Raw genomic sequence first — 12486 nt, forward strand, 5'->3', positions numbered from 1 at the left:
AAATAAATAAATTTCTCTTGCTTTGAGTAGTCTTAATTAAATCAAATGGAATATTTTAGATTTAACAATTCGATTTAAGCGTTAATCGTGACACAAAACAATCAAATATAATAATTTACAGAAATAAAGCAAGTGATTTTACCTGTATTATCTACAATATTTATCTTAAAATTTACTATTTATTGGGTTGAGGCGTGGTGCGTAAATAAGGCTTAATAACGGTATGTCCTTTTGGGAATCTTTCCGGAATATCTTCTGTTTTTATGCTATTTACCACAATTACGTCCTCACCGTCTTTCCAATCGGCTGGTGTAGCAACACTGTAATTGGCGGTTAATTGCAACGAATCGATTACGCGTAATACTTCATTGAAATTCCTCCCGGTTGATGCCGGATAGGTAATCATCAATTTTACTTTTTTATCAGCCCCAATAACAAATAATGAACGAACTGTTAAGGTTTCAGATGCATTGGGATGAATCATGTCGTACAAATTAGCGACTGTTTTATCCGGATCTGCAATAATTGGAAACTCAACAGTGGTATGCTGCGTTTCGTTGATATCGCCTATCCAACCTTTGTGCGATTCAACCGTGTCTACACTTAATGCAAGAACCTTCACATTTCGTTTTTCAAATTCATCTTTTAATGCTGCTGTTCTTCCTAATTCCGTTGTGCAAACGGGTGTATAATCGGCTGGGTGAGAAAATAGCACACCCCAGCTATCTCCTAAGTACGTGTAAAAATCAATCTCTCCTATGGAACTATTTGCTTGAAAGTTTGGTGCGATGTCGCCTAGTCTAATGCTCATGATAATTTTCGTTAATGATTAATACTCAAATCTATAAAATTAGTCGACATTTCAAACTTTATTTACACGAATAAATACCGATATCTCTCTATATTTTAATATTTTACATTTCTATGCTGATGCTATTTTAGCATGCTAACACCAAAAAAATGGACACAAAAAAAGTCCGGCGAATATTGCCGAACCTTTTATATGGTATTCCACTGTATGGTTAATTATCTTAAGTCAACCACTTCAACACCAGGATATTTTTTTGCATCGAAAGCAAAAGTAGTTTCAGGAACTTTTACGTTTGGAGAAAAAGCACGCACATTGTACGTGTATTTGTTTCCATTTTTATCAAACAACAAAACGTTTGCTATTTGTTTTAAGGATTTATCAATGCTTAAGCGTACCTTAAAAATAGATTTTTTTGAATCTAATGGCACTAAATCAATCATTTCGTACGTTTTTCCACCCACCTTCTGATCACCTGTGTAGGTGTATTTAAATCCTTTTTCGTAAACCGTAAACAATTTAGCCGGATTAATGGCATCTGCACTATTGTCAACATTGCTCACTTGTACTTCTTTATCCTTTTTCAGATAGGTCCATTGGCTTTTACCATCGCTGAACAACTCTTGATTCGTCATCGCAACTTTATACTTATTTGAGTTGGCTTTAACGTAAAGCGTTCCTTGTTGTGTTTCTTTTACTTTTGCTTTGGGATTTTCTAACGTGAAGGTAAAATCTGTTTTAACGATATTATACGATTTATATTTCTTACTCACCTCCGCTAAAATTGCTTTCGCCTTTGCATCTGTTTGAGCATACGTTGATGTTGCAAAAGCAGCAACCATCAAACATGCTGAAAATAACTTCTTCATCTTTTCTTTCTTTTTTCTATTTAGGGTATTAGAGTAGTTCTGTTTATTTTGGTTTAACCAACTACCCTTCATTATTCATATTATTCAAGAACTGTTCCAAAGAATATTCATCTGGGAATAAAACTTCACGCGCTTTACTACCTTCGAATGGGCCTACAATTCCCGCAGCTTCTAATTGGTCAATAATTCTTCCCGCGCGGTTATATCCTAATTTCAATTTACGTTGAATTAACGACGTTGAACCTTGTTGGTGCATCACAATCAGCCTTGCAGCATCTTCAAACATACTGTCTCGGTCACCTAAATCTACGTCGGCTTTGCTTCCCCCTCCATTTTCATCAATAAATTCTGGCAGCTGATACGCTTCTGAATACCCGCGTTGATTGCCGATATATTCAGAAATCCGATCCACCTCAGGTGTATCAACAAATGCACACTGTAGCCTTATCAAGTCGCTACCGGTCGACAATAACATATCGCCTCGGCCAATAAGCTGATCGGCACCGCCACTATCCAAAATCGTTCTTGAGTCAATTTTCGATAATACTCTAAATGCCAGCCTAGCTGGGAAATTGGCCTTAATTGTCCCTGTAATAATGTTTACGGAAGGACGCTGTGTGGCCAACACCAAGTGAATACCAATGGCTCTTGCCAACTGTGCCAAACGTGCTATTGGTGCCTCTACTTCTTTTCCAGCGGTCATCATTAAATCCGCAAACTCATCCACCACTAAAACAATAAAAGGTAAAAAGCGATGGCCGTTGTTTGGATTTAACTTACGTTTAATAAATTTATCGTTGTACTCTTTTAAATTCCGTACTTGAGCATCTTTCAATAAATCATAACGCTGATCCATTTCAATACACAAAGAATTAAGCGTATTCACCACCTTTTTTGTATCCGTAATGATGGCATCAGCTTCGCCTGGTAATTTTGCCAAAAAGTGACGCTCAATTCTATTGAAAAGTGTTAATTCTACTTTTTTAGGGTCGACCAATACAAATTTTAATTGCGCCGGGTGCTTCTTAAATAACAACGACACCAAAATTGAGTTAATCCCTACCGATTTACCCTGACCTGTTGCTCCAGCCACCAATAAGTGTGGCATCTTTGCCAAATCCGCTATAAACACCTCATTACTAATAGTTTTACCCAAAGCAATTGGCAAATCCATGGTGGTTTGTGTCCATTTATCGGTATTTAAAATGCTGCGCATCGGCACCATTTCCGGGTGTTGATTCGGTACTTCAATTCCAATGGTTCCTTTTCCAGGCATTGGCGCGATGATACGAATCCCCAAGGCGGCTAAGGAAAGTGCAATATCGTCTTCTAAATTTTTAATCTTCGAAATACGAACGCCTGGAGCCGGAATAATCTCGTAAAGGGTTACCGTTGGACCAATTGTAGCTTTGATTTTATCAATTTCAATATTGTAATGATTCAGGGTTTCTACAATTTTATTTTTATTGGCTTCTAATTCCTCTGCATTAACCGAAATTTTATTGGTCCCATAATTTTCGAGCAAATCAATTGTTGGATATTTATATCCCGATAAATCCAATGTTTCATCATAATTACCAAATTGCTCAACCAAATCTTCCGATTTTCGTTCTTCTTCCGTTGGCTCAACCGTGAAAGCTGGTTCTACAGGCTCTTCCTTAGTAGGCTCTACCTCTAAGGCTAATGACGAGGCTGCTGCTACAGGTGTGATTGGCAAATTCGTCACCAGAGGCGATAAAACCACTGGCGCAATCACTTCTTCTTCTTTTGCGGGCTCCTCTTCAAAGCGATTAGGTTGTATCACAATGTTTTGAGCTTTGCGTTCAGTTGCAATCGGTTTTACCGGAAATTCAACCTCTTCTGATGGTTCTTCAACCGTTGCTTTATTTTGTGCTTGTTGATTTCGAACTTCTTGAACGTAATCAGGTGTTTCATTATCTAAATAAACTTCTTTTTTACGTTCCGGTAATTTAAAATCGATGTTATAGGCAATGATTAAAATTGTTAAACCAGCAAAAACCAATAAACCGCCTACGCCAGCCGCGCCAATTTGCATACTTAGCAATCTGTTGCTCCAAAAACCAAATTCTCCTTCTAAATAATGAGGAGATTCTAACCAAAAACTATGGGCAAATGCCATGGTTAAAGAAATGAACAACAAAAAGAAAAAGCTGTATCCTAAAGTTTTTGAAATGGAGAGGATTTTTACTTTGAATAATAAGCGATAACCGATGATGAAAAAGGCCAGGACAAACAAAAAAGAAGCCACCCCAAACCATTCATAAATAAATTGATGTGAAAGCAATGCCCCAAATTTACCCAACCAGTTTTGAACAATTGGGGTTTTCAATCCAGCATCGCGTAATTCATCGCTCGTTTTAAACAAGTTACTCCAACCGCCATTGGCATCAATCACATAGCTTTGGTCATCTTGCCAAGTAAATAAATACGAGGTAAATGCGATTAAAAAATATAAAGAGAGAATGACAAAAAATAAACCCGTTATTTTTATCGCTCTCCCATCTTGTAAATTAAACGTAGGTAAATACTCACGTTTTTCCTTTTGCTGACGACTACCTGGCGTTTTCACCGAGGCATTTTCAGCATTTTTATCTTTGAATGTATTGGTCCTAAACTGGTTGCCCTTTACCGACATTGGCTATCTCTAATTTAAAGTTGAACAAATATAAAATATATTCATGGTTTGCGTTAAGCCTTTTCAAAGCTTCGCTCAATTTATTTAAAATCTTTTTTTCACACCTCTAGGCATCATATTAATTTTGAATCACTTTCATTGAAAAAAACAATTTTCCAATTAAACCTTTTCTCCTTTAGGAGGTCTATTTAATTACAACACACAGTTGCATCGTTTGCTAGATGAGACGAATTTTGTTTTAGGTTTATCCTGGTTTACATAGCTATGTAAATCAGGATTTTTTGTTTTAAAACAATGCATTCGCGCACTTTTAATGCCAAAACGCGAAAAAACGTATTTATTTGCTATATTAACGTTTTGATATTAGTTTTACGATATGAATATAGCGCAACTCGAAGAACAAATTGAAGCAGGAAACCTTGAAACTGTAAAAGAAATTTTAGTGAGCCATCCAAAACTGGCTACAACAGAAACGTCGCATCGAGTTTCTCCATTACTACTGGCTTGTTATTACCAAAAACCCGAAATTGCGGATATTATTGCTGAATTTGTTGACCAATTAACCCTATTTGAAGCTTGTGCAATTGGCAAATTTGATGTCGCAACGCTTCTTATTTTCCAACACCCAGAAAATATCAATGCCTTTTCTGAAGATGGTTTTACACCCCTTGGACTAGCTTGTTATTTTGGTCACGAGAAACTCGCTCAATTTTTAGTTTTAAAAGGTGCGGATGTGAATTTAGCATCCAAGAACGGATTTAACGTTTTCCCCATTCATTCAGCGGTTGCTGCAAACAATTATACCATCACAAAAATGCTCTTAGACAATGGTGCTTACCCAAATGTTTGTCAAAAAGCAGGCTTAGCTCCTTTGCACACCGCAGCTCAATTAGGCAATATCGAACTCATTATTCTACTTTTAGAACATGGAGCTGAAGTGGGCTTGCGCATGGAAGGTGGAAAATTACCAGCCGATTTAGCGGCCGAAAAAGGTTTTCGCGAAATTGCAGAAATTTTAAGAGACGACGACTAAACACCTACACTATTCCCAAACGCGTAACCGTATTCGCTTCATGTAATTGCGGATATCCAACACAATGGCCGCCAATAAATAAAACAATATTGGAAAACCTACTGCCAAAAACGATGAATAAATAAAAAACAAGCGCACCTTAGCGGTACTCATATTCAACTTGTTAGCTAAATATGTAGAAACACCAAAGCTTTGTTTTTCGAAATAGGTAATAATTTTTTGAAACATTTAACTTTGCTTTAAAATTTTAATTCCAATTCCACAAGATAAGCATTTTTTTTGATCACAATAGTGTTTTTTCAATTGTAAAATTGCTTGCGATTGAAATGCATTTTCTATAGAAACGCCCGCATTGGCATATTTATTGGCGATGGCATTTTTTTCAGCGGGCAAACTTTCTATTAATTTCACCGCGCGCTGAATATATTCTTCATTGGCCAAGTGCTTTCCATACGCATATAAAAATACAGCAACCGTATTTAGCAAAATAGTATCAACAGATGTTTTTCCTATTTGAAGCGCTACTCCTACTCCTTCTTTTCGAAAATGATAATGATTTTCCCAGTAACCGTTGATGGGTAACTTTTCAAAAAGCTTTGGCAAATCCTTTAAATTCGTACAGGCGAGCACCACTGAAAACAAATGATTCGATTTCAGAATTAGGCCTGTAAACTGCGCCAATCGGATGGTAGGAAAATTCTGCGGACGCATACGCATAAACTTCCAAATAGAGGGTTCTAAAGGTACTATACCATATTTCCGTTGTAGAAAATTGAATTCCTTTTTTAGTGTGTTGGGATACTCATCCTGGAACGTAGCTTTTAAAAAACCTGCCGTACCAAAAACCAACGCTTCTATTTGCAACGCATTGTTTTTATGCTTGGCCAAAATGACTTGAGGAAGTGCTCTTGCCAACTGTTCAAAAGGATTGGCATTTACTTTAAATCCAAAGGCTCTGCCTATAAAGCGATAAAATGTTTCATCCCAACTTCCCCTCAATTCTGTCAATGTTTCTAAAACTGCTTTTGTTTTATCTTCCAAACGTTCGATCAGCGTTCTAGACAAAAATGAATCAATAATTAATCGATCTACTCCAGCAATTTGACTTTTACAAGGAAAATCGACTAAGGACAGAAACAAATTCTCATACTTTTCAATCAACGTTTGCGGGATTTTATTCTTCAACTCCAATACAGGAAGAACGGTTCCATCTAAACGATTTATTTGGGCATCGTGTTCAAAAACAACATGCAAAATTACATTTTCATATCCCGCGTCTAGTTGGTGATGATGCCGAAACCAATCCGATGAACGAAGATGAATTTCAACATTACCTGCCCAAATGGTATTTCCAATTTGAATTTTAGCACTGCTAAAATCAGGGCCAGAATCTTTGTTCCAAAAGCCTGAATGAAGAATTTTAAGCGGTTCGTGATTCGTTGTTTTTAGCTCCTTAAAATCAAACGAACGAAACTGCCAAACATACTGAAGAAAATCCTCTGAAAAACGCATAACAACCTCCAATAAACGGGATGTTTGCTAAATAGGGAGTGATGATAATCTTAAACGAATATACTTAAGTCTTCTCTATTTTTTTATAATTGGTTATAAAAACTCCTGCGATAATTAAAACCGTAGCCACGATTAAATCCGCATCTATTTTCTCATTCAAAATAAGCCAGCCTAAAAACAATGCTATTACGGTATTAAAATAGGTGACCATTGAAACATCCGAAGCAGAAACTTTCTTTAAAGCATACAAATAACAAAAATAACCTAAAACTGAACCAAAAACAGCCAAATAAACGGTAGCTAACATGCTTTCTACTTTCCAAATACTTACATCAGCTTTGCCTGAAAAAAGAAGCGCTAAACCCAATTGAAAAATAGCCGAAAAGGCAAACTGATAGAATAAATTCAGAAAAATATATTCCGGTTTTCCACTGTGCATTTTAGAATAAATGGTTCCAACAGTCCAGCCAAGCACAGCGACCAACAATGTCAAAATTCCGTTTAGATAGTTCGGATCCAACAAATCATCAATCCCACTTCTAAAAATAAAAACAACCCCTAAAAACCCAACAAAAACACCAATAAATCCTCTTAATGTTCCTTTATGAATACCAACCAAAACCGAACCAACGAACACTAAAAGTGGGGATGCTGCATTGATTAAAGAGGTTAACCCGCTGGGGATAATTTTTTCAGCAACAGTGGTCATTCCATTAGCAATTACCACCATTAAAAGAGAAAGAATAATTTGACGTTTCAAAGCGGACCAGCCAATCCATTTTAATTGCTTCTGTTTGATCAGAATCACCAAAATAATGAGCGAAGAAATTGTTTGACGCATGGCCGTAACATACCAAGCCGGAATACTTTCCACCGCCACGCGAATACCTAAGTATGTAGTACCCCAAATAATGGCGACCCCGGCCATGGCCATCACCAGTTTTAAATCTATTTTAGCTTTCACAATATTAGAATAAGCTAAACTAAATTAAAGAAGCGCCAATTAAGATCTGCTCCATTTCTTGCTGTAATTTTAATGCTTCTTCACGTGCTTTTTCAGCAAAATCTTCGCCTTGCCCGGCATAGATAATTCCGCGTGATGAATTAATTAACAAGCCGCATTGCGAATTTAAGCCATATTTACACACTTCATTTAAATCGCCGCCTTGAGCACCTACACCTGGTACCAATAAAAAATGGTTTGGAACGAGTTTACGCACATCGGCAAAAGCAGCACCTCGAGTTGCCCCAACTACATACATCATTTGCTCATCGCTTGCCCATTGTTGTGAGGTAGTCAATACTTTTTCAAACAGTTTTTCCTGTCCGATTTCTAGCAATTGAAAATCGGCATGTCCCGCATTTGAAGTGAGCGCCAATAGAATCACCCATTTATCTTTAAAAGTTAAAAAAGGCGTCACAGAATCACTCCCCATATACGGTGCTACAGTTACCGAGTCGAAACTCATCTCGGAAGATGCTGCATTAAAAAAAGTTTCTGCATACATGGCTGATGTATTTCCAATATCGCCACGTTTAGCATCAGCAATGGAGAAAATATCTTGTGGGATGTATTTCCAAGTTTCAATTAACGTTTCCCATCCCTTTTTCCCATAGCACTCGTAAAATGCGGTATTCGGTTTATAAGCAACACATAAATCTTTGGTAGCATCAATAATTTGTTTATTGAACTCCAAAATAGGATTTTCATATTTCAAGAGATGTTTTGGGAGCTTTTCTAGTGAAGGATCTAATCCTACACATAAAAATGAACGTTTTTTTTGTATCTGCTCAAAAAGTTGTTGCTTAGTCATATTGTGCCTTATTTGCTGCAAATATGATGATTTTTGCTCATCCCTTGCGACAGTTTATCGTAAGAAATTATATTTTTTTTTAAACATTTTAAATTTTCTCTTGCAGATTACATTTCAAATACATAGAATTGCATCATAATTCTCAACCATTTATCTGAGTATCCCAGAAAAATTAATCAAAATTTATTTTTTGTAACCATTTTTTAAAAGCAATTTACTTTTATATTCAGCTTATAAACAAAATGTAAAACACAATTGAGCACGAAAAATCAAACTCAGAATCGTTTTATGGTATAAGAATTTATGCACAAAAAAGGCTTCCAATACATTTACCAAGCCTAGCACAATAACAGAAGCTACTGTTATAAAAATGAAAATTTCTTGAAACATATATATTTAGAATGTTCAGCAAAACAGAATTAAATGATAAGCTCACAACAGAATTACGTGAACTTGCAAAAACCTATGGCATTGAAGGTGCTGATTCCCTTAGAAAAATTGACCTTGTTGAAGTGCTTTTACACCAACAAGAAATGATTAACATGGCAAAAGATGCTCCCGCTGAAGTTGTTCTTGCCGATGCACCTGCCCCTAAAGTAAAAGCCAGCAAAGCAGAAAAAGCACCAAAAGTGGTTGAAGAAAAGGCTTCAGCACCTAAAAAGAGAGCGCGTTTGCCTAAAGACGAACCTGCTCCTGTAGCGAAAAAAGAATCTGTTACTTTATTTGACGAGCCTACAGCTCCATTCGAACGCGAGGCTGAAGAAAGCGTAAAACCAATTTCAGCTTTAATAGAGGAAAGTGCAGAAGTTCTTCCTGCCCCTACTCCGGTTCAAACATCTAAAGTAAAACACGAACCAAAAGAAAAACCGCAGCGCGATGAAAATCGTCAGAAACAACCCAATGGCGGTCATCATACTAAAAATGAAAACAGTTATTCGAACTTAGACTTCGATAACATCATTACCAATGAAGGTGTATTAGAAATTATGCCCGATGGATATGGCTTTTTACGCTCTGCCGATTACAACTACTTAACATCTCCGGATGATATTTATGTATCGCAATCGCAGATTAAACTGTTTGGTTTAAAAACCGGCGATACCGTTAAAGGCAGTATTCGCCCACCAAAAGAAGGTGAAAAATATTTCCCTTTAGTGCGTGTAGAAACCATTAACGGACGTATTCCAGCAGAAGTGCGCGACCGTGTTCCTTTTGATTACCTTACTCCTTTATTCCCTACAGAAAGGTTAAATTTATTTACCGATACGAATAATTACTCAACGCGTATCATGGATTTATTTACTCCTATTGGTAAAGGACAACGTGGTTTAATTGTAGCGCAACCAAAAACTGGTAAAACCAATTTATTAAAAGAGGTAGCAAATGCCATTGCGAAAAACCATCCAGAAGTTTATCTAATTATTTTGTTAATTGATGAACGTCCAGAAGAGGTTACCGATATGGCTCGCAGCGTACGTGCTGAGGTAATTGCCTCTACTTTTGATGAGCCTGCAGAACGCCACGTAAAAATCGCTAACATCGTTTTAGAAAAATCTAAACGTTTAGTAGAAAGCGGACACGACGTGGTAATTCTATTAGATTCAATCACTCGTTTAGCTAGAGCCTACAACACCACTGCCCCGGCTTCGGGTAAAATTTTATCAGGTGGTGTGGATGCGAATGCATTACACAAACCAAAACGTTTCTTTGGAGCAGCGCGTAACATCGAAAATGGTGGTTCATTAACCATTTTAGCGACTGCCTTAACCGATACTGGTTCTAAAATGGACGAGGTTATCTTCGAAGAATTTAAAGGTACGGGTAACATGGAACTTCAATTAGACCGTAAATTATCGAACAAACGTATCTTCCCAGCCATTGATATTACGGCTTCTAGTACCCGTAGAGACGACTTGTTACATGACAGAGATACTTTACAACGTGTTTGGATTTTACGCAATCACTTAGCCGACATGAACAGCCAAGAAGCAATGGAATTTGTTCAAGCACAAATTAAAGGTACAAAGAGCAACGAAGAATTTTTGATTTCAATGAACAGCTAAAAAAGCTGTTTAACCAATCTTTCTGGAGTAAGATTTAACACTTCCATAAGGAATGTTACATCTTACTCTTTTATATTTGAGTATTATTTTTCAAAAGCAACACGCTCACTCCGTTTAAGAACTATGAAAAAGCACATTCCGAATGCTATAACCTGCGCCAACCTCTTTTCTGGCTGTATAGGTATCGTCTTTGCCTTTAAAGGCGAATTGCAAACGGCAGCTTATTTTGTTATTCTTTCGGGAATATTTGATTTTTTCGACGGAATGGTTGCGCGCTTATTAAATGTAAAATCGGCCATAGGAAAGGATTTAGATTCTTTAGCCGATATGGTGAGCTTTGGTTTTTTACCTGGCGTGATTATGTTTCAGCTCTTAAAAACAAGCGATTACACCTCTGAATACTTACCATATTTTGGTTTTCTAATAACCGTTTTCTCCGCACTACGTTTAGCTAAATTTAATAACGACGACAGGCAAACGGAAGATTTTATTGGCTTAAACACACCAATGAATACGCTTTTTATTTGTTCATTACCTTTTATTGCCCTTGATTATCCGCAAGCAATTGAATCAAGCTTACTGCTGTTGAGCATTACAGCTATTACCAGCTTCTTGTTGATTAGTGAAATCAAAATATTTTCACTAAAGTTTAGCGACTTAAGCTGGAATAAGAATAAAATTAAGTTTATCTTCTTAATACTTTCGGCCTTGCTGGTTGCTTTCTTGCAATTTACAGCTGTACCTTTCGTATTGGTGTTATACATTGCCTTATCGTTCCTTCATTTTAAAGGAACATCAAGCGCATCAAGAAATTAAAGTTGACTGTTTAAATTTTGTTTTGCTTCCTCAATTTGATGGTAAATGTGCTGCGTCAATTTTTCGAGTAAAGCAATATCTTGAGCCAAACGTTCAACATTTATTTCCTTTCGGGCATTTAACTCCATCGTTTGTACAAACTCTTTTACATCGGCTCTGCCAATATAGCTGTAGGTTGGTTTAATTTTATGCGCCAAATTAGCTACCTGCTCCCATTTAGCTTGTTCGATTGACTCTTTTAGTTCGACTAAATAATAAGGTGTTTGTTCAACAAAAGTGTCAAAAATTTCAATCATACAAGGAACATCGTTTCCAACCATCTCGATGAGGTATGATAAATCTAAAGGTTGATTTTGGTAATTTTCTTCCATTTTGAGGTCTTATTACATTAGATTTTTTTTACTGTTAAACTATCGGCAACATTCTCAGCAATATGAGCAATTGTTTCCTCAAGAACCGGATGAATAAGTTCACCGGCTATTTCGGCTAATGGCTCCATTACAAATCTTCTATTTTGCATATGAGGATGAGGCACTTGCAACTTCTCTCCCATATCAATGATTTCTGATCCAAAAAGCACTAAATCAATATCAATGACACGCTCTCCCCATTTTTCGAAACGAACTCGCCCCAATTGCAACTCTATTTCTAAAGCTTTATCCAAAACATCTATCGCTTCTAAAGCTGTTTCAACACCAATCGCCTGATTTAAAAAAGCTGGCTGATCAAGTTTTCCCCAAGCAGCTGTTTCGTACAGCGATGATGTAGCAATAACCTTGCCTATATTCTGTTCAATTAATACCCTTGCCTTGAGCAACAGTTCTTCTCTATCCCCTAAATTACTCCCTAGTAACAAATAAGCAATTGTATGCTCTAATGCCATATAACCTCACGTATTTTTATATCTTTACAATA

Annotated in this window: 12 protein-coding genes; 3 read left to right on the forward strand and 9 right to left on the reverse strand. The window is 36.8% G+C overall.

From position 1 onward, the window contains the following. Nucleotides 1–175: 175 nt before the first annotated feature. The 3 genes from ACJVDK_RS07095 to ACJVDK_RS07105 form a co-directional block, all read right to left on the reverse strand. On the reverse strand, nt 176–811 hold the full coding sequence (locus ACJVDK_RS07095) for a peroxiredoxin (protein WP_443939583.1): 636 nt from the start codon (nt 809–811) through the stop codon (nt 176–178). A 215-nt stretch (nt 812–1026) separates the two neighbouring features. Beyond that, the gene (locus tag ACJVDK_RS07100; protein WP_443939584.1) at nt 1027–1677 is read right to left on the reverse strand and encodes a LolA family protein; all 651 of its coding nucleotides are present in this window, start codon (nt 1675–1677) and stop codon (nt 1027–1029) included. Between the two features lie 61 nt (nt 1678–1738). Further along, entirely contained in the window at nt 1739–4333 is a 2595-nt protein-coding gene (locus ACJVDK_RS07105; protein ID WP_443939585.1) for a DNA translocase FtsK 4TM domain-containing protein, read from the reverse strand. 376 nt (nt 4334–4709) lie between these two features. On the opposite strand from ACJVDK_RS07105, the gene ACJVDK_RS07110 reads away from it, so the two are divergent. Next, on the forward strand, nt 4710–5366 hold the full coding sequence (locus ACJVDK_RS07110; protein ID WP_443939586.1) for an ankyrin repeat domain-containing protein: 657 nt from the start codon (nt 4710–4712) through the stop codon (nt 5364–5366). 9 nt (nt 5367–5375) lie between these two features. Here the strand turns inward: ACJVDK_RS07110 and ACJVDK_RS07115 are convergent, their stop codons facing one another. The 4 genes from ACJVDK_RS07115 to pyrF all read right to left on the reverse strand — a co-directional run bounded on the left by ACJVDK_RS07115 (nt 5376) and on the right by pyrF (nt 8692). Further along, a complete protein-coding gene (locus ACJVDK_RS07115; protein ID WP_443939587.1) occupies nt 5376–5594 on the reverse strand; it encodes a PspC domain-containing protein in 219 nt (72 codons plus the stop codon). After that, nucleotides 5595–6878 carry a DUF2851 family protein gene (locus tag ACJVDK_RS07120; RefSeq protein ID WP_443939588.1) on the reverse strand — a complete coding sequence of 428 codons (1284 nt, stop codon included), beginning with the start codon at nt 6876–6878 and terminating at the stop codon, nt 5595–5597. Between the two features lie 64 nt (nt 6879–6942). Further along, nucleotides 6943–7842: a DMT family transporter gene (locus tag ACJVDK_RS07125; protein ID WP_443939589.1), complete on the reverse strand. Its 900-nt coding sequence runs from the start codon at nt 7840–7842 to the stop codon at nt 6943–6945. A gap of 19 nt (nt 7843–7861) precedes the next feature. Then, nucleotides 7862–8692 carry an orotidine-5'-phosphate decarboxylase gene (pyrF, locus tag ACJVDK_RS07130; protein ID WP_443939590.1) on the reverse strand — a complete coding sequence of 277 codons (831 nt, stop codon included), beginning with the start codon at nt 8690–8692 and terminating at the stop codon, nt 7862–7864. A 401-nt stretch (nt 8693–9093) separates the two neighbouring features. Here pyrF and rho point away from each other — a divergent pair, with 401 nt between their 5' ends. Both rho and pssA read left to right on the forward strand, forming a co-directional pair. After that, entirely contained in the window at nt 9094–10755 is a 1662-nt protein-coding gene (gene rho, locus ACJVDK_RS07135) for a transcription termination factor Rho (RefSeq protein WP_443939591.1), read from the forward strand. A gap of 123 nt (nt 10756–10878) precedes the next feature. Further along, a complete protein-coding gene (pssA, locus tag ACJVDK_RS07140; RefSeq protein WP_443939592.1) occupies nt 10879–11571 on the forward strand; it encodes a CDP-diacylglycerol--serine O-phosphatidyltransferase in 693 nt (230 codons plus the stop codon). Here the strand turns inward: pssA and ACJVDK_RS07145 are convergent. Next, entirely contained in the window at nt 11568–11942 is a 375-nt protein-coding gene (locus tag ACJVDK_RS07145; RefSeq protein WP_443939593.1) for an Hpt domain-containing protein, read from the reverse strand. The two genes, pssA and ACJVDK_RS07145, sit on opposite strands and share 4 nt — an antisense overlap. 17 nt (nt 11943–11959) lie before the next feature. Then, nucleotides 11960–12454, reverse strand: a complete 495-nt coding sequence (folK, locus tag ACJVDK_RS07150) for a 2-amino-4-hydroxy-6-hydroxymethyldihydropteridine diphosphokinase (protein WP_443939594.1) — start codon at nt 12452–12454, stop codon at nt 11960–11962. Nucleotides 12455–12486 lie beyond the last annotated feature (32 nt).

This window comes from Pedobacter paludisoli (genome assembly GCF_052344095.1).
GTDB lineage: Bacteria > Bacteroidota > Bacteroidia > Sphingobacteriales > Sphingobacteriaceae > Pedobacter.